The sequence below is a fragment of the Cupriavidus sp. 22TCCZM01-5 genome, assembly GCF_057798915.1.
In genome coordinates, this window is the sequence record NZ_JBYOJR010000048.1 from 25,042 (window position 1) to 41,371 (window position 16,330).

The 16,330-nt window shown below is 63.2% G+C and carries 18 protein-coding genes and 2 pseudogenes; 11 read left to right on the plus strand and 9 right to left on the minus strand.

Going from position 1 to position 16,330, the window contains the following annotated elements; all coding sequences use genetic code 11:
* Nucleotides 1-23 precede the first annotated feature (23 nt).
* Nucleotides 24-437: a PepSY domain-containing protein gene (locus tag AC3FNH_RS29910; RefSeq protein WP_488722658.1), complete on the minus strand. Its 414-nt coding sequence runs from the start codon at nt 435-437 to the stop codon at nt 24-26.
* A 143-nt stretch (nt 438-580) separates the two neighbouring features.
* On the opposite strand from AC3FNH_RS29910, the gene AC3FNH_RS29915 reads away from it, so the two are divergent.
* Nucleotides 581-1,240 (plus strand): response regulator, encoded by a 660-nt coding sequence (locus tag AC3FNH_RS29915; protein ID WP_488722643.1) that lies wholly within the window; start codon nt 581-583, stop codon nt 1,238-1,240.
* A gap of 2 nt (nt 1,241-1,242) precedes the next feature.
* Nucleotides 1,243-2,598: a sensor histidine kinase gene (locus AC3FNH_RS29920; RefSeq protein WP_488722644.1), complete on the plus strand. Its 1,356-nt coding sequence runs from the start codon at nt 1,243-1,245 to the stop codon at nt 2,596-2,598.
* A gap of 98 nt (nt 2,599-2,696) precedes the next feature.
* Here AC3FNH_RS29920 and AC3FNH_RS29925 read toward each other — a convergent pair whose 3' ends face one another.
* From AC3FNH_RS29925 to AC3FNH_RS29940, 4 genes are all read right to left on the minus strand, one after another.
* Entirely contained in the window at nt 2,697-3,308 is a 612-nt protein-coding gene (locus tag AC3FNH_RS29925; protein WP_488722659.1) for a hypothetical protein, read from the minus strand.
* A 5-nt stretch (nt 3,309-3,313) separates the two neighbouring features.
* Entirely contained in the window at nt 3,314-3,559 is a 246-nt protein-coding gene (locus AC3FNH_RS29930) for a hypothetical protein (protein ID WP_488722645.1), read from the minus strand.
* Nucleotides 3,560-3,601: 42 nt separating this feature from the next.
* The gene (locus tag AC3FNH_RS29935) at nt 3,602-4,513 is read right to left on the minus strand and encodes a cation diffusion facilitator family transporter (RefSeq protein ID WP_488722646.1); all 912 of its coding nucleotides are present in this window, start codon (nt 4,511-4,513) and stop codon (nt 3,602-3,604) included.
* 209 nt (nt 4,514-4,722) lie between these two features.
* The gene (locus AC3FNH_RS29940) at nt 4,723-4,992 is read right to left on the minus strand and encodes a GFA family protein (RefSeq protein ID WP_488722647.1); all 270 of its coding nucleotides are present in this window, start codon (nt 4,990-4,992) and stop codon (nt 4,723-4,725) included.
* 26 nt (nt 4,993-5,018) lie between these two features.
* On the opposite strand from AC3FNH_RS29940, the gene AC3FNH_RS29945 reads away from it, so the two are divergent.
* Nucleotides 5,019-5,198 carry a hypothetical protein gene (locus AC3FNH_RS29945; protein WP_488722660.1) on the plus strand — a complete coding sequence of 60 codons (180 nt, stop codon included), beginning with the start codon at nt 5,019-5,021 and terminating at the stop codon, nt 5,196-5,198.
* Here AC3FNH_RS29945 and AC3FNH_RS29950 read toward each other — a convergent pair.
* On the minus strand, nt 5,195-7,492 hold the full coding sequence (locus tag AC3FNH_RS29950; protein WP_488722648.1) for a xanthine dehydrogenase family protein molybdopterin-binding subunit: 2,298 nt from the start codon (nt 7,490-7,492) through the stop codon (nt 5,195-5,197). The two genes, AC3FNH_RS29945 and AC3FNH_RS29950, sit on opposite strands and share 4 nt — an antisense overlap.
* The gene (locus AC3FNH_RS29955) at nt 7,489-7,971 is read right to left on the minus strand and encodes a (2Fe-2S)-binding protein (RefSeq protein WP_488722649.1); all 483 of its coding nucleotides are present in this window, start codon (nt 7,969-7,971) and stop codon (nt 7,489-7,491) included. Before AC3FNH_RS29955 ends, AC3FNH_RS29950 begins: the two co-directional genes overlap by 4 nt.
* Nucleotides 7,972-8,335: 364 nt before the next feature.
* Here AC3FNH_RS29955 and AC3FNH_RS29960 point away from each other — a divergent pair, with 364 nt between their 5' ends.
* Together AC3FNH_RS29960 and AC3FNH_RS29965 are read left to right on the plus strand one after the other, a co-directional pair.
* Nucleotides 8,336-8,719 carry a VOC family protein gene (locus AC3FNH_RS29960; RefSeq protein ID WP_488722650.1) on the plus strand — a complete coding sequence of 128 codons (384 nt, stop codon included), beginning with the start codon at nt 8,336-8,338 and terminating at the stop codon, nt 8,717-8,719.
* A gap of 79 nt (nt 8,720-8,798) precedes the next feature.
* Nucleotides 8,799-8,945 (plus strand): annotated as a pseudogene (locus tag AC3FNH_RS29965) (response regulator); the annotation flags it as partial.
* A gap of 54 nt (nt 8,946-8,999) precedes the next feature.
* Here the strand turns inward: AC3FNH_RS29965 and AC3FNH_RS29970 are convergent.
* Nucleotides 9,000-9,842: an IclR family transcriptional regulator gene (locus tag AC3FNH_RS29970; RefSeq protein ID WP_488722651.1), complete on the minus strand. Its 843-nt coding sequence runs from the start codon at nt 9,840-9,842 to the stop codon at nt 9,000-9,002.
* Between the two features lie 134 nt (nt 9,843-9,976).
* On the opposite strand from AC3FNH_RS29970, the gene AC3FNH_RS29975 reads away from it, so the two are divergent.
* The 5 genes from AC3FNH_RS29975 (at nt 9,977) to AC3FNH_RS29995 (ending at nt 14,854) form a co-directional block, all read left to right on the plus strand.
* Nucleotides 9,977-10,744, plus strand: a complete 768-nt coding sequence (locus tag AC3FNH_RS29975) for an enoyl-CoA hydratase/isomerase family protein (protein WP_488722652.1) — start codon at nt 9,977-9,979, stop codon at nt 10,742-10,744.
* A gap of 10 nt (nt 10,745-10,754) precedes the next feature.
* Entirely contained in the window at nt 10,755-11,960 is a 1,206-nt protein-coding gene (locus AC3FNH_RS29980; RefSeq protein ID WP_488722653.1) for a CaiB/BaiF CoA transferase family protein, read from the plus strand.
* Nucleotides 11,961-11,975: 15 nt separating this feature from the next.
* Entirely contained in the window at nt 11,976-13,142 is a 1,167-nt protein-coding gene (locus tag AC3FNH_RS29985) for an acyl-CoA dehydrogenase family protein (RefSeq protein ID WP_488722654.1), read from the plus strand.
* Between the two features lie 75 nt (nt 13,143-13,217).
* The gene (locus tag AC3FNH_RS29990; protein ID WP_488722655.1) at nt 13,218-14,213 is read left to right on the plus strand and encodes a Bug family tripartite tricarboxylate transporter substrate binding protein; all 996 of its coding nucleotides are present in this window, start codon (nt 13,218-13,220) and stop codon (nt 14,211-14,213) included.
* Between the two features lie 209 nt (nt 14,214-14,422).
* On the plus strand, nt 14,423-14,854 hold the full coding sequence (locus AC3FNH_RS29995; RefSeq protein ID WP_488722656.1) for a hypothetical protein: 432 nt from the start codon (nt 14,423-14,425) through the stop codon (nt 14,852-14,854).
* 354 nt (nt 14,855-15,208) lie between these two features.
* Here AC3FNH_RS29995 and AC3FNH_RS30000 read toward each other — a convergent pair whose 3' ends face one another.
* On the minus strand, nt 15,209-15,412 hold the full coding sequence (locus tag AC3FNH_RS30000) for a cold-shock protein (protein WP_488722657.1): 204 nt from the start codon (nt 15,410-15,412) through the stop codon (nt 15,209-15,211).
* 826 nt (nt 15,413-16,238) lie between these two features.
* On the opposite strand from AC3FNH_RS30000, the pseudogene AC3FNH_RS30005 reads away from it, so the two are divergent.
* A pseudogene (locus AC3FNH_RS30005) lies at nt 16,239-16,330 on the plus strand (serine protease); the annotation flags it as partial.

Here is a 16,330-nt window from a genome sequence, read left to right on the forward strand (position 1 = left end):
CGCGATGCGTCGGCAACAAGGGGTCAGCGGATCTGGACTTGGGGCTTCGCGCCTGGCTTCAGCAAGCCTTCGGTGGGGGCGTCAGCCGGTGGCTTGCCAGTATTCGCATCCGGCAGGCGTCCGCGTGCTCCGCCGTGGTCGTCGTCCTCACGCTTCATGCGGACGACGTCAAGGGTGACGGGATCAAGTTTTGCCTTGAAGCGCCGGCCATCGGCATCATGCCCCTTGACCTCGTAGCAACCGTCGTCGATCCTGAGCCTGTCGATCTGCCAGCCTTTTTGCTGCGCCATCGTCCGGACGGCGTCACGCGGCTTCCATGCGTTGACTGGCGCCTCGCAATCGTCGCTGTCGTGCGCCTGTGCGGGATGGATGCCGACAGCGCCGACCAGTGCAAACATGGTGAGCACCAGGCTTCTGGCCATTCTCAGGTGTTTCATGGCTAACATCTCCCGTTCGCATCTCTGGACCCCACAATGCACCTGAAACCTGAAGCCAAGCTTGCAGACACAGGAAATTTTCTTCATGTTCGCGACAGGTTCGCGTGGCAAAGTCACGCGAGACACCCATCAGGAAGATATTAATGAGAGTCCTTCTCATCGAGGATGAGCCTTGGCTCGGGGAGGCCGTTCGCGACCAGATCGAGAGAGACGGACATCCGACCGACTTCGTGGCCAGCCTCGCCGAGGCGCGCCGGCACCTTGCGGCCGCCAACTACGACCTGATCCTGCTCGATCTGCTGCTTCCCGACGGTAGGGGGCTCGACTTCCTGCGAGAGCTTCGCGCGGGTGGATCAACCGTGCCAGTCATCATCCTGACAGCGCTCGATCAGGTGTCGAACCGCATCGCCGGCCTGAACGCCGGCGCGGATGACTATCTCGTCAAGCCGTTCGACCTGTCCGAGCTTTCCGCACGGGTGAGCGCGGTGTCGCGCCGGTATTCGGGCAATCCGAATCCCCTGGTCAAGCTCGGCGAACTGCGTATCGATACGGCGGGGCGCAGCGTGATGCGCGGTGCCGCGCGCATCGACCTGACGGCCAGTGAATGGACGCTTCTCGAAGCGCTGATCCAGCATCCGGGGATGATCGTATCAAGGAGCCGGCTGGAGGACCGCCTTTATTCCTTCAACGAGGAAATTGGCAGCAACACCATCGAGGTACATATGAGCCGGCTGCGCAAGAAGCTTGGTGCCGATGTCATCGAGACCTTGCGTGGGCTCGGCTATCGGCTGAAGCCAGGCTGACTATGCTGCGCAGCCTGCAAGGCCGACTCGCGGCAGCACTGGTTGCAGGGCTCGCTGTCCTGTCGCTCGCGGCCGCGGCCGCTTCATTCCACGTGCTGCGCCACGAAGTCGATCGGATGTCGGACAGTGCGTTACAGGAGACCGCGCAGCGCCTGTTGCCGCTCGCCATCATGGAAATCGTCGGGCGCGATGCGGATGGCGATGACGATGGCAGCCGCCGTATCGCAGCCGTTCGCCCGCACGACGAATTGCTGACCTACGCGGTTCGCGATGACAGGGGCAGACTTCTGCTGCGATCGCACGACGCCGACATGGCCATCTTCCCGCCTGACTTGAAAGCGGGCTTCACTTCTACGGCGTCGCACCGGATCTATGCCGAGCCGGGCTTGCAGGGCACGATCTCCCTGATGATCGCGGAGCCGCTCGCAACGCGCCGGCATGCGGTGATTGAAGCCGCGCTCGCGGTCGCCAGGATCCTCATCCTGTTTCTGCCAGTGGGCCTGTGTGGCATCTGGCTGATTGTCCGCACCGGGCTACGGCCAATCCGGCGCTTCTGCGGTAGCATCGCTGCACGTGGGCAGAACGACCTGACACCGCTCGAAAGGAAGGAACTGCCGACGGAGGTCGCTCCGATCGCCGACGCGGTCAATGACCTGATGGCTCGCCTGGACCGCGCGCTGGCTGCGGAGCGCAGCTTCACTGCCAATAGTGCGCACGAGTTGCGCACACCGATCGCCGCGGCCCTCGCGCAGACGCAGCGCCTCATGGCCGAAGCCCCTTCCGACCGAGTGCGAGAGCGAGTACAAAACGTCGAACGGGCGTTGCACGCGCTGTCCCGGGTCAGCGAAAGACTCATGCAACTCGCGAAGGCGGAAAATGGACGCGTGCTAGGGGACGCGCCGCAGGATCTTCGACCGGTACTGGAACTTGTCGTCGAGGATTTCCGGCGCGTGGCCTCTGCGAACCCGATCCAGCTTGACCTGCCCGACCAGCCCGTTCCGTCGTGGATGGATCAGGACGCGTTTGCCATTGTCGTGCGCAATCTGGTCGAAAATGCTCAAAAGCACGGCTCGCCTGGGCAACCTGTGGGGATTTCGCTATTGGCCACCGGTTCGCTTACTGTGAGGAATCACGGGCCAGTGCTGCCGGATGATGAACTTGAACGTCTGACAAAGCCTTTCGAGCGTGGCGCGACCGCGGCCAAGGGCAGCGGGCTTGGCCTTGCTATCGTCGAAGCGATTGTGCGCGGCGCCGGTTCGTCCCTTGAGCTACGCTCCCCGGTTCCGGGCTGGCAAGACGGCCTGCAAGTAAGCATCGACCGTTTGCTTGTTGCGCCAGCGATGCAGAAGCGCGCGTGAGCCGGCCTGGCGACATCGATTGCGAGGCATTGTACCGGGTACCCACGGCTCTACCGACAGGTGCCCCCGAATCGACGGTTCCCGCGCACGTTGCTTCGTCACGGTGGAGAAGACAGTCTCCGTGAGCGTCGCCAACGTAAGCGTCGCTCATGCAGCAGGCATACCCAGTCCACTCTTGTGAAAAGGTACACGACCGCCAGAAGAAGCAACTGCGAGAGAACGAAGTACAGACCGAAATAGGCCCCGTCAAGATCCGTGTCCAGATAGCGCGAGCCCACCTGGGCCAGATGCGTCCACAAAAAATAGCTGATGAAGCGTCCGGCAAAGAACGGCAGCCCAATCATCCAAAGCCGCATCCCTGTGAGGCCGTAGGCAATGAAGAGATAATTCGAGGGGAATGGGCTGAAGGCATAAGCAAGCATGAACCCCACTGTCATGCTTTTGCGGCGCCCCAGCCACTGACCAACTACATCGATGTTCCGCCTGTCATCCTCACGCATCCAGCGCTGGCGCACAAGTGTAAAGGCCATCTGAGCCAAAACGAGGCGGCCGGCAGTCGCTGCACATGCCGCTGCAAGCGCCAGAAGAGCGGGGTTGGCCTCCGGCAGTGAAAAGCCTATCCATGACATCACCATCCAAGTCGGCGGTGCAAAGGCTGGCATCAGATTCAAGCCAAAGACCACGACGGCAAGGACAAGCAAGCCTGCGATATCGCTCATCCCCGTTCTCCCAAAACAAGATCAAGCTCATCTTCTTGCGCGCAACGCTGCTTCAGGATGGCATCGAGTCCATAGAGGAGCCGCTGGAATTTCCGCGCGCTCGTCTTGTCCGGCCCGTTCAACGGCAAGGCTGAGTTGACAAGCAATGCAGTATTGAGGAAGCGAAAGCCGAAGCGCATGGCCGCACCTAGCCAGAAATGCACCTGATTATCTCTGTGAGAACAAATCGCAACGTTCCTCATACCAGTTCCGCCAGTTTCATTTTGTCGGTTGACCACAAGGTTTCATGCCACGTCGACCGGATCAACGTGCGTCATTACGTTGAGGACATCTTTGCGGCCCATCACTCGCCGTCTCGCCTCAAGCGCAATGTCATGTCCCTCTCTCACACTTGCCGCCGCATTGATGTCAAGGTGGACGTCCACCAGGATCATGTCACCCATCTTCCTGGTCCGCACATCGTGGGCACCAAGCACGCCTGGTGTTTCGAGCATGGTCTTGCGAATCGCAATTACCGTCTCCACGTCGATCGCGCGATCCATCAGGTCACGCAGGGCATCCCGAGAAAACTGCCAACCCATCCTAGTCACCATCAGGCCGACAACCAGTGCCGCGATCGGATCCAGCAGGTGGTAACCCAGCGTATTGCCCAGGATCCCCACTGCCACCACCAGCGAAGACGCCGCATCAGACCGCGCGTGCCAGGCATTTGCAACCAGCATGCTCGACCGGACCCGTTCGGCGATCGCCAGCATATAACGAAACAACAATTCCTTGGTTGCCAGCGCACCAAGGGCAACCCAGAGCCCTATTATTCGTACGGGTTGTATTGAATCCGGGTGCTCAAGCTTGAGTACGGCGTTCGATAGCATGCCGACGCCGACCACGAGCAAAAGAAGTCCAAGTATCAGCGAGGCAGCAGTTTCGAAACGCTGGTGTCCATAGTGATAGGCTTCGCTGGGCGCCTTCTTGCTATGGTGGCTGGCATACAGGACAACGAAGTCCGAAGCCAAATCCGAAAGGGAATGGATTGCGTCCGCCACCAGCGCCTGGGAGCCAGCAAAGATACCGGCGGCAACCTGGCCGAGGGTCAGGCCGATATTGACCGCAACGCTCACGAGCGTGCTTCGTCTTGCCGCAGCCTGACTGCCTGGCATTTCGTCCGTCTCAGGATTCAATCCATCTTGCTTTTGCATTGACAGTGCCATGTGATTCGACGACAAGCCAAATATTAGCGCCTGCGCGACACCTCAACCAACCTTGGCCGGCGGCGGCAACCATGGGAGACAGCCCTTATTCGCACCGTTGCTCTGGCCCAATCCCGAACGGCGGTTCGGGTCGGTTAGAGACCGAACCGGTCCTCGCCTGCCCTCACGACCGTCCTCGTGGAAAATGTTGAGCGGGCTCAGGGATCACAACCCGCCCCCACAGCAATCCCAATCAAAGTCGGAGGTTTCCCTGCGCGGGCATATACGGTAGACCCGCAAGTTGGACAAAAGAATGTTTCGAACGTACCACCTGTAGCAGTCGGCCTCTCATAGCGAGTCGCCTCGCCTATGATCTCGACGCAATCCTCTGAGTGGTAGGCCAATACGCCGAACGGCGACCCGCTTCGCCGCTGACAGTCTCTGCAATGACAGGCGACTACCAATGAGCTCGGGCCTGGTAAGCTCACGGGACATCACGCCGCTCAATCCATGCTTGAGAACCGCCTCCAGGATCGCCGACGTCGAGGCAGTTCGTCTGGTGCGTGTGATGGAAGACTGGTGCCCCACCCTCCCCGGCTACCACGCGTTCTATCCAAGCCGCCGCCAGTCCTCGCGCGCCCTCAGGATCGTCATCGACGCCATCCGCTACCGCGCGGATGGCGCACGCGGCTAGGCTTGCACTAGCTGGCCCCGGATCGGCAGCGAACGAATCCGCTGGCCAGTGGCCGCGAAGATTGCGTTGCACAGCGCCGGCGCCACTGGCGGCACGGGTGGCTCGCCCACGCCTCCCGGCGGCACGTCGAAGTCCCCGCCGACCAGCCACGTGTGGATGGCGCGTGGTGCCATCTGCGAACGCAGGATTTCAAAGTCGTGGAAGTTGCTTTGCTGCACGCGGCCGCCCTGGAACGAAATCTCGCCCAGCATCGCCAGGCCGATACCCATCACGCACCCGCCCTCAACCTGGGAGCGGATACGTTCCGGGTTGACCTGCGGGCCGCAGTCGATGGCCATGTCCACGCGCGGGATCGTGACCTGGCCCTTGTCGTCCACGACCACCTCTACCACTGTCGCCACATAGGTCACGAAGCTGTACGCCATGGCAATACCCAGGCCATGGCCCTTCGGCAGTTTGCGGCCCCAGCCAGACCGGCGCGCCGCTTCCTCGATCACGCGGTGCATGCGACCCGTGTCGAGCGGATACAGGTCGGGCGACTCGCCGTAGTTCCAATTGTCGGATAGCGCCGCGGGATCAATCTTGCGCGGTGGCCCGATCAATTCCAGCAGGTAGTCCTTCGGGTCGCGGCCCGCCTGGTGCGCCAGTTCGGCGATAAAACTCTGCACCGCGAACGCATGCGGAATATTGGACACCGAGCGGAACCAGCCGATGCGCGTATGCGCCGGCACATCGGCGGACTCCAGGCGGATCGACGGAATCTGGTACGGGATGTTGATGGCCGTCATCGCGGCCTCGAAGTCTGCCTTGCCTTGCGCACCGGTCTTGAAGGTGGAGCCGATGGTAGGCGCGGCGGATCGGTGCAGCCATGCCGTGGGCCTGCCGCTGGCGTCCAGCACCGACTCCATATGCTCGACTGATACCGTGTGGTAGTAGTCGTGCCGGATATCGTCGTCGCGCGTCCATTGCAGCTTCACCGGCGTGCCGCCCATCGCCCTGGATACGAGCGCGGCCTCGGAGATGAAGTCCGCCATCGACTTGCGTCCGAACCCGCCGCCAAGCAGCGTCAGGTGCACCGTCACGTCCTTGGGATCCAGCCCGACATGCTTCGCCACGCTCTCCAGTGCTCCCTGCGGGGCCTGCGAAGGTGCCCAGATCTCGCACTTGCCGTCGACAAAGCGCGCTGTGGCCACCGGTGGTTCCATCGACGCGTGTGCAAGATGCGGGATATAGTACTCGGCCGAAACCTTGCGCTGGCCATGGCCCGCCGACAGCGCCGCAACGGCATCGCCGTCGTTGCGCAGCGCCTTGCCCGGCTGACGCGCCGCAGCTTCGAGCGCGCGACGGAACACGGCCGAGTCATAGCTCGCGTTCGCCCCATGGTCCCACTCGAGCTTGAGCGCGGCACGGCCCTGCATGGCCGCCCAGGTATTGGTGGCGACCACCGCCACGCCGCCAACAGGGTTGAACAGCGGAGGGCCGTCATATCCCTTCAGTTCCACGACGCGGAATACGCCCGGCACCTTCAGCGTCTCGGTGCTATCGACCTTGCGCAACTTGCCGCCATAGACCGGCGGGCGGGCAATGACCGCATAGACCATACCCGGCAAACGCACATCGATACCGTACCTGGCCTTGCCCTGTGCAATATCACGGCTATCCGCCGGCATGATCTTGCCTTTGCCGATATAGCGGAACGCCTCTGGCTTCTTGAGCCGGAGCTGATCGTGCGCCGGCACTGGCTGGCGCATGGCGCCCTCGGCCAGTTCGCCGTAGCCAAGCCGGCGCCCCGTCGGCACGTGAATGACTTCGTGGTTGCGCGCTTGCACCTGGGCCGCAGGCACGTTCCACCGCGCGGCCGCGGCGGCTTCCAGCATCTGGCGCGCCGATGCACCCACGCGGCGCATGGGCGCCAGGAAATGCCGCACGCTGCGCGAGCCGTCCACGTTCTGGTTGCCATAGCGGGCCTCGTTGGCATCGGCCTGCACAATCTGCACGCGGCTCCAGTCGGCCTCCATCTCGTCGGCAACCACCATGGGCAAGCTGGTCCGCACGCCGGTACCCATTTCGGCGCGATGCGCGACGATGGTCACGGTGCCATCACGGGCAAGCGACACAAAGACCAGCGGATTGTCCACGACACCACCGGGCATCGACGCGGCGCCATACTTCTTCGCGGCATTCACCTTGGTGATTAGGCCGCCGAACCCCACCGACAGTGCCAGCGCGGCTCCCGCCTGCAAGAGCCGGCGGCGCGCCGGCCGTTCCAATGGAGCCCTATCGGTGCGCATCATGCCTTGGCTCCCGTCTTGTTACCGGCAAGCCGCGAAGACGCCAGCCGTACCGCGGCGTTGATGCGCGTGTAGGTACCGCAGCGGCAAAGGTTGCCGCTCATGGCGGCCACGATCTGCGCGTCGGTGGGTGTCGGATTGTCCCTGAGCAGTGCCGTTGCGGTCATGATCTGGCCCGCCTGGCAATAGCCGCACTGCGCCACGCCCAACTCCACCCATGCGTCCTGCACGGTCTTGCCGACGCGGTCCGTCTCCATGGATTCGATCGTTCGCACCGGCTTGCCGCGCAGTGCGGAGATGGGCGTCACGCACGAGCGCACCGGCTGTCCGTCGACATGGACCGTGCAGGCACCGCACAGCGCCATGCCGCATCCGAATTTCGTGCCGGTAAAACCCAGCGCGTCGCGCAGCGTCCAGAGCAATGGCGTGTCTGGGGACAGTTCGACTTCATGGACCTGGCCGTTGATCATGAGGGATGTCATAGCAGAAAACGTGGCAGGTGTTCGCGGGATGGTAGCGGAGAAACGCGGCGCGATTATGCGCGCTATCCAACATACGGCCATGAATGACGCTCATCAATCGCTTTTCGCCTCGGGCCGCTCGCTCGCAGCCGGGCTTGCATGGATGACGGCGCGTGCCGAGACGGCACAGGCCAAGGAATCTTAATGAGAATCCCGTCTGCAGAACCGTGCCACCTTCGGAAGACCGGTACTGGCCGTCCTCTGCCGCTCGTCGTTATATACACTTGAATGGCATCAGGCGTCGGCTATGTAGGATCCATGGCGAGACAGCCGTTACGTCCTGGGCAAGAGCGCATGATCAGCAACATTCAGTGAGGGGCGCAATATGGGCGTACAGCTAAACCACACGATCGTCTGGTGCAGCGACAAGCAGAAATCAGCGATGTTCCTCGTGGACATCCTGGAGCTTCCCAGGCCCATTGAGTTCGGGCAGATGCTGGTCGTTCAACTCGACAACGGCGTCTCGCTCGACTTCTTCGAAAGCGACGGCGCGATTTCCATGCAGCACTATGCGTTCCTGATCAGCGAGGACGAATTCGATCGCGTCTTCGCTCGGATTCGCGACAGAGGGCTTCAGTACTGGGCCGATCCCAGCAAACAGCGTGCAGGCGAAACCTATCTGCACAACGGCGGGCGGGGCATGTATTTCGACGATCCTGACGGTCATTTCCTTGAGGTCATGACTCGCCCTTACAAGATGGGATCCTGACGGATTGAAGTGCAATGGGGATCGGCGCCGACTATGCGTGGCGGGCGGGTTGACGCTCACGGACCGGGGTCCGAGCTCACCACGCATGGTCGGCGAGCTTCACGGGACGAATCGCTATGACCTGATCCTGCTGGATCTCCAGATGCCTGGCATGGGCGGGTTCGACGTCATGGAGCGACGCAAGACCGTCCAGCCTGACAGCTACCTCCCGGTGATCGTCATCACGATCCACCAAGCTTGACGGCCGTTCCGGCGCCAGCTCGCAGCAGCCGGTTTGGAACTACGACGCATCGTCGACGATGCCGCACGCTGCCCGGATCTTTGCGATCAGCTCGAGCAGCAGTGGCGCATACCGGGCCACGTCGCGCCTTTTCTCGCGGGGCTCGTGGGGGAAGCTGATATTGAGGCCATACCACTGATGGTCCGGGCCGCGAAACGCGGCGCCCACCGCGGTCAGGTGCCCGGGCTGGTAGTTGGCGGTGCAGTAGCCCAGTCTCTGCGCCTGGCCGATGCCGCGTGACAGCGCCTTGCTCACAGCAGGCCAGTCCTCACCCACTTTCCGTTCGATCCGCGCCAGGAACTCGGCACGCACCGCCGGCGCTTCGGCGGCAAGCCAGGCCATGCCGATCGAGGCCTGCTCCATCGGGATACGCGTGCCGGGCGCCACGCGCCGAGTGCGCGAAACGCTGTCGCCACTGCAGCGCACCGCCGCAAGGTAGACCATCGCGGCCTGGTCCGGCACGGCAAGGCCGACATTGACCATTTCCGTTTCGGCAACCCTGCGCATCAGCGGCAAGGCGATCTCGGGCACCTCCACGGCATGGAAGAAGGCGTCAGCCAGGCTGACCACCACGGCGGCCAGACGGTAGGCGCGTTCGGTGGTGTCGTAGCGCAGGAACCCGCTGTCCACCAGCGAGCGCGTGAGCCGGCTCACCGTCGGCCGCGGCAGGCCAGTGCGCGCAGCAAGGTCCGCATTGGTCAGGCTCGAAGACCCGATGCGGAACGCGCGCAGCAGCATCAGGCCGCGCTCCAGCGACTGACTGCCTTCGGTCTGCCGCGTGAAGCAGCCCGTGCTGTGCGTCAGTTCTCGGCTCGACGGTGAAGCGGGTCGGGATGTGGCCATGGCGGGGAACGCGGCACCGTACGTACATGTCCTGCGGCACCGCAGCGAATTTCGGACTCTGAAATTGTAGTGTAGCGCAGCGGCGCGGGCCAGCGAATACTGGTTGCATTCTTCACGCCCTGGAATGCTTCGACATGACCTCTGCTTCCCCTGTCATCACGCTAAGCCGCGACGCGCACGTTGCGCAGATCGAAATATCCCGCCCACCCCATAACTTCGTCGATGCCGACGTCATGCAGCAGCTCGCCGAGGTACTGCGGCAGCTCGATGAAGACGACAACTGCCGCGCCGTGGTGCTGGCCTCCGGCGTCGGCACCTTCTGCGCCGGTGCCGATTTCAGCGGCGCCGGGAGCGTCTCGCGCGACCCGTCGGCATTCTATGCGCAGGCGATGAAGCTGTATCGCAACCGCAAGCCGGTCGTCGCGGCGGTGGAAGGGCCGGCAATCGGCGCCGGCCTGGGCCTTGCACTGGTTGCCGATTTCCGCGTGACCTGCCCCGAGGCACGCTTCAGCGCCAACTTCAACCGCCTCGGCTTTCATCCCGGCTTCGGCATGAGCGTGACGCTGCCGCGCCTGGTGGGCGAGCAACAGGCGGCACGCCTGTTCTACACGGGCATTCGCATCGGCGGCGAGGAAGCCGTACGGATCGGCCTGGCCGACGAACTGGCGGCGAAGGAAGCGGTGCGCGCCCATGCCCTCGCGCTGGCGCACGAGATTGCAGCTTCGGCGCCGCTGGCCGTGGAAAGCACGCGCGAGACGCTGCGGCTTGGCCTGGCCGACCGCATTATCGAGGCCAACCAGCGCGAACTGTCCATCCAGCGAGTGCAGTTCGCCACCGCCGATTTTCGGGAGGGCGTTGCCGCCATGGCGGAACGCCGCATACCCGTGTTCCACCGTCACTGAGGAGGGATCGATGCAAGCACGTAAATCCGCCTGTGCCGGCCCGCTCGACGGCATCCGCGTGCTGGACCTGACGTCGGTCGTACTCGGGCCGCTCGCCACGCAATCGCTGGCCGACCTGGGCGCGGACGTCATCAAGATCGAAGGCCCCGAAGGGGACCTGATGCGTGCCAACGGCGTGTCGCGCAACGCGGGCATGAGCTCGATCTATCTGGCGCTGAACCGCAACAAGCGTTCGGTGGTGCTGGACCTGAAGACCGAAGCGGGCGCGGCGGCCCTGCGGCAATTGATAACCGGCGCCGACGTGTTCATCCACAACATGCGCGTGGCCGCCATCGAGCGCCTGGGCTTCGGCTATGACACCGTGGCAGCCCTAAACCCGCGCATCGTCTACTGTGTGGCCACCGGCTTCGGCCAGGACGGCCCGCACCGCGACAAGCCCGCGTTCGACGACATCATCCAGGCTGCGTGCGGTCTCGTTTCGCTTGGCGCCGCAGCCGGCAGCCGGCCCGAGTACGTGCCGAGCCTGATCGCCGACAAGACCACCGGCATCGCGCTGGCCAACGCAGTACTGGCGGCACTGCTGCATCGCGAGCGCCACGGCGAGGGGCAGGCCGTTGAAGTACCGATGCTGGAGACCATGGCGAGCTTCGTGATGGCCGAGCATCTTGCCGGGCTGACCTTCGATCCCGCGGCAGGACCGGCCGGCTATGCGCGGCTGCTGCAAGGCGGCAGGCGGCCGGCGCGGACCGCCGATGGCTGGATCTGCGCCCTGCCCTATACAGATCGACACTGGAAGGCGTTCTTTCGCGCCGTGGACCGCGAGGACCTCGCCGAGAAGTACAACATCGCCAGCCGCGCCGAGCGCAACACCCACATCCGCGCGCTGTACCAGCACTTTGGCGACATCACACCCGACCGCACCACGGCGCAGTGGATGGCGCTGTTCGAAATACTCGATATCCCCGCCACGCCGATCTATACGCCCGACGAACTGCCATCGCATCCGCATCTGAACGCGGTGGGGCTGTTCCAGTCCACCGTGCATCCGACCGAGGGGCCTTTGCGCGAAATGCGTCCGACCGCCCGCTTCTCGGCCACGCCGCTAGCCCTGCGCCGACACGCACCGCTGCTGGGCGAGCACACCGGGGAAGTGCTGCTCGAGGCCGGCCTGGCGCCATGCGATATCGATGCGATCGCCGGCACCCGAAACAATTGAAAGAGGAGACCACGCATGCACTTCGTACTCGATGAAGAACACCAGATGCTCAAGGACCTGGTGGGGCGCTTCGTCCGCGAACAACTGATTCCGCTCGAACCTGCCGTGCTGGCGCGCGAGGCTGAGGGCGGGCAAATCACGCTGACCCCGCAGGAGCAGCACAGGCTCGACGGCATGTCGCGCGAGCTCGGCCTGTGGGGGCTGGACGCCCCCGCCGAGATGGGCGGCGCCGACTTGCCCGTGATGGCGATGGTCGGCGTCAACGAAGAGCTGGGCAAGACGATCGCGCCGTATGACCTGCCGCCCGATTCGCCAAACCTGCGCATGCTGCTGAAGACCGCCGATGCGGCACAGCGCGCGCGCTATCTGGAGCCTTACGCACGCGGCGAAGCCGTTTCCGCGATCGCCATTTCCGAGCCTGGCGCCGGCGGCGATCCCGCCATGATGACGACGCGCGCCGAGCGCGACGGGAACGACTGGGTGCTCAACGGCCGCAAGATCTGGATCAGCCGCGCCGCGCGCGCCGACTGGACCATCGTGATGGCCGTCACCGACAAGACGCGCGGCACGCGCGGCGGCATCTCCGCCTTCCTCGTCGATCGCGGCACGCCCGGCTTCAAGGTGGAGCGGCGCATTCCGATGATCGGCGGCGCTTCCACCTACGAGGTGGTGCTGGAAGACTGCCGCATTCCTCACTCCCAGCTGCTGGGCGTGGAAGGACAGGGCTTCGCGCCAATGCAGACGCGGTTGTCCAGCCGCCGTGTGCAGATGGCGGCCTGGTGCATCGGCCGGGCGCAACGCGCGCTCGACATGCTGTGCGAATACGCACCGCAGCGCCGTACCCTCGGCGCCGCGCTGGCGGACCGGCAAGCCATCCAGTGGTGGGTGGCCGACGCCGCCACGCGCATCCACGCATGCCGCCTGATGACCTACGAGGCCGCGGCCCGCATCGACAACGGCGACGAGGCGCGCACCCAGGTCTCGATGATCAAGGTGTTCGCCACGGAAATGGCATGGGACGTGATCGACCACGCGATGCAGGCATTCGGCGCCATGGGCATGACCAAGGAAATGCCACTGCAGCAGATGGCCAATGAAACCCGGCTGATGCGCATCTACGAAGGCCCGTCCGAGGTGCACCGCTGGGTCATCGCCCGCGATCTGCTGGGGCTCAAGCGCTAGCGTGCGCGGCTCCTGCACCCCACTGACGTACCCATACCGGCGGCAGATACCGCCGGACGCATGACAGGAGACAACATGACCACCACCCTCAGCGCTTCGCGGCGCCGCTTCACCTTGCTTGCGGGCGCGGCGTGCGCGGCCGGCCTGGCCAGCCTGCCGCTGCCCGGATGGGCGCAAGCATTTCCCAGCCGGCCGATCCGCTTTATCGTGCCGTTTCCGTCCGGAAGCGGCACGGACATGACCGCGCGCATCTTTGCCAAGAAGATCGGCGATCTGACGGGACAGGGCGTGGTGGTGGAGAACAAGCCCGGCGGCAACGGATTTATTGGCGTGCAGACGGTGCTCGGTGCGCCCGCCGATGGCTACACGGTGTTCATCGGCAGCAATTCCACGCTCTCCACCAACGCCGCCACGTTCCGCAAGCTGCCCTACGACCCGCTGACCGACTTCAAGCCGATCACGCTGCTGTCGCGCGGGCCGTGCCTGATCATCGTGCCGGCAAACTCGCCGTATCGGACCCTCGGGGAGCTGGTGGAGGACGCCCGGAAGCGACCTGGGGCGCTCAACTATGGCACTGGCTCCGTCTCTTACACGTTGTATAGCGAGTGGCTGAACGAGCAGAGCCGCATGAAGACCACCGGCGTCCCCTACAAGGGCGCCGGCGATGCCGTCAACGGTGTGCTGGCCGCCAATGTCGATTTCGCGGTGGTGGACGCCAGCGGCGCCATCGAACTGGTGAAGTCCGGAAAGCTGCGCGCGCTGGCCTTCACGGCGCCCCAGCGCTCGCCGTTGTTGCCGAACGTGCCAAGCGCAGGCGAGGCGGGCGCGCCGAAATTCCTGGCCTACAACTGGGTGGCGGCGGCCGTGTCCGCCAAGACGCCCGCGCCGATCGCGCAACGGCTGGGCGAGCTGTTCGCCCAGGCTGCGGCGTCCGCGGAGGTCAGGGAGTACTACCAGCGCCAGTCCACATCGCTGATTGTTTCCACGCCTGCGGAACTGCACAGCTACCAAAAGGAAGAAATCGCCAGGTGGAAGCGGCTGGCGGCGACTGCAAAGATCGAGTTGCTATAGAGGGGATGGGGCCGGGGGACGCGGATCGCGATCCGCCTTGCGCACCCATGCGCGAACGGTGCGCCTTGGCCAGGCGCGGCATTGATTCGGCGCAAACCGCTTACGCCATCTAGATGGGTATGCCGCATTTTCGGATGTCATATGTTGATTCCGGCAACATCGCGTGCTCCGACACGCCAAACACATTCCTACGCCCACTGAGAATTAACATGACAATTATCAGAGCAGCGCTCCTTGGCATGATGCTGGCAACGGCGTCCTCCGCACATGCAATACGTTGCGAAGGCAGTGGCAAGACTCTTTACACCGAAAATTCGGCATGCCCAGATGGCTACGGTATCGTTGATGGCTCTCCCCAAGGCAGCGTATCGGTCATTGGAAAGAGCGAGCACGTGCGTAAAGATGAAGCGAGCTTCCTATCTGATCGCGCATTGGAGCGGAAGACAATGCGCGGTCACGAAGCCAGAAGCAAGGGAGACTCTGGCGTAGGCCAATCCCGCGCCGCGGTGTGCGAATCCCTGGCTAATCAAGCGAGATCTGTTGACGCCACGATGGAACAACCGAATGATCCTCATGCACTCCGTGCCTTGCGAAAGATCCACCGAAACATCCGAGACGAGCAGCAACAAAATGACTGCTAGTCCACTGAACCAGAAGAATCGCACCGGATGCGGCGCGTTGGATCGGAGTGCTTCTATTTCAGCGGAGCGGCCAGCTTGTTGTACTGACGGATGGAGCGCATGAGCTTTTTGTCGAGGTCCTTCGTACTGATGAACACGCACGCGTGATGATCGGGATCGTTGGAGACCATGTGGGTATCGAGCCGATGTGGTCGAATGTCGTGCTTGCGCCAGATGGCGATCGTGGAGTTTCGGGGCAGTCTCCGACTTCAAGACCTGTTCCCAACTCCACTCCTTCCGCACCTATCACGGTGAACCCATAAAGGAAAAGCCCCGCCGGCTTTCCCGGCGGGGCTTCTACCGTAGACGGTCGACTTAGACCGGTTCGATCTTGGTCGCGGCCGGGCCCTTCTGGCCTACACCAGCCACATAGCGCACTTTCTGGCCTTCCTGGAGCGACTTGAACCCGTTGCCTTGAATTTCGGAGAAATGGGCGAACAGGTCATTTCCGCCTGCATCAGGCGTAATGAAGCCAAAACCCTTTGAATCGTTAAACCACTTTACAGTACCGGTTTCCATGTGAGGACTCCTTAAGAATTCTCGCCGAGCCGAAAATGCAGGCGAGGCATGACGATCAAGGAGGAAACATGGAGAGAAAGTGGCGCCGCCGGGGCGTGTACCTAACGCTTCGAGGTTACGCTTGAAGATCCTGCACTAATTCTTATACAGGCATGCCGCATCGCGGTCAATGAAGATCTCACGGCGATCGATGCGTACTCGCCAGGCCCGCCACAAGTCAATGCGCTGAAGACGCCCGCGAAAGAGTGCCGAATTGTTCCGCGATGCGTGCTACAGTGGCACGCCTTCAGCACAAGAGGTCGGTATGTTTCTCTGCGCAAACTGTCTCGCTGTGGCGAGTGACGCCTCCGGTGCCTCAGGACATCTCGGGTTACGCATCATCGATACCCGGCGAAGCAAGATGCCTCGGTCAGTCACGGTCACGATCAGTACATTCCGCTGCTCGAACTGCAGTGCAATCTGGAGCTACCGGGAAGCAAAGGACAGCGGTCCGCAAGGCTGGTCGCTGGTGCCGAGCGAAAAGACCAGCGATGGTGGCTGATACGCCTAGCCACATGCTGCAGACTTGCGAAGATTCGGAGAGACATGACCGGTCTCTTGCACCGCCCACATTCCCGCCATCACAACCTTTCGGATCGTAGTGCCTTGGGGGACGGCGCAAGCCTGTAGTCGATGGATGCCAACGCCGACGCATATTTTTCACGCAAGGACGGCGATCGAACTGGGCGGCGCCGAACCGCGGCGCTTTCCGACTATGGTGTTGAGCGAGCAGAGGGGGCCACCGAATCATGATCGAGCCAATCCTGCTGGCCGTCACGCGCGTTGCCGACTGGACGTGGGTTCGCGGGACTTTGGACTGGACGAAGCCCTGGGCTTGAATTCCGCCTGGTATGCCGACATCCTGCTGCCTCTGACCGA

What these genes read in the sequence shown, in the direction of transcription:
- AC3FNH_RS29995 (WP_488722656.1), top strand. Translation starts at nt 14,423, where the DNA reads ATGACAATTATCAGAGCAGCGCTCCTTGGCATGATGCTGGCAACGGCG.
- AC3FNH_RS29920 (WP_488722644.1), top strand. Translation starts at nt 1,243, where the DNA reads ATGCTGCGCAGCCTGCAAGGCCGACTCGCGGCAGCACTGGTTGCAGGG.
- AC3FNH_RS29975 (WP_488722652.1), top strand. Translation starts at nt 9,977, where the DNA reads ATGACCTCTGCTTCCCCTGTCATCACGCTAAGCCGCGACGCGCACGTT.
- AC3FNH_RS29955 (WP_488722649.1), bottom strand. Translation starts at nt 7,971, where the DNA reads ATGACATCCCTCATGATCAACGGCCAGGTCCATGAAGTCGAACTGTCC.
- AC3FNH_RS29930 (WP_488722645.1), bottom strand. Translation starts at nt 3,559, where the DNA reads ATGAGGAACGTTGCGATTTGTTCTCACAGAGATAATCAGGTGCATTTC.
- AC3FNH_RS29990 (WP_488722655.1), top strand. Translation starts at nt 13,218, where the DNA reads ATGACCACCACCCTCAGCGCTTCGCGGCGCCGCTTCACCTTGCTTGCG.
- AC3FNH_RS29970 (WP_488722651.1), bottom strand. Translation starts at nt 9,842, where the DNA reads ATGGCCACATCCCGACCCGCTTCACCGTCGAGCCGAGAACTGACGCAC.
- AC3FNH_RS29935 (WP_488722646.1), bottom strand. Translation starts at nt 4,513, where the DNA reads ATGCAAAAGCAAGATGGATTGAATCCTGAGACGGACGAAATGCCAGGC.
- AC3FNH_RS29980 (WP_488722653.1), top strand. Translation starts at nt 10,755, where the DNA reads ATGCAAGCACGTAAATCCGCCTGTGCCGGCCCGCTCGACGGCATCCGC.
- AC3FNH_RS29950 (WP_488722648.1), bottom strand. Translation starts at nt 7,492, where the DNA reads ATGATGCGCACCGATAGGGCTCCATTGGAACGGCCGGCGCGCCGCCGG.
- AC3FNH_RS29960 (WP_488722650.1), top strand. Translation starts at nt 8,336, where the DNA reads ATGGGCGTACAGCTAAACCACACGATCGTCTGGTGCAGCGACAAGCAG.
- AC3FNH_RS30000 (WP_488722657.1), bottom strand. Translation starts at nt 15,412, where the DNA reads ATGGAAACCGGTACTGTAAAGTGGTTTAACGATTCAAAGGGTTTTGGC.
- AC3FNH_RS29910 (WP_488722658.1), bottom strand. Translation starts at nt 437, where the DNA reads ATGAAACACCTGAGAATGGCCAGAAGCCTGGTGCTCACCATGTTTGCA.
- AC3FNH_RS29985 (WP_488722654.1), top strand. Translation starts at nt 11,976, where the DNA reads ATGCACTTCGTACTCGATGAAGAACACCAGATGCTCAAGGACCTGGTG.
- AC3FNH_RS29915 (WP_488722643.1), top strand. Translation starts at nt 581, where the DNA reads ATGAGAGTCCTTCTCATCGAGGATGAGCCTTGGCTCGGGGAGGCCGTT.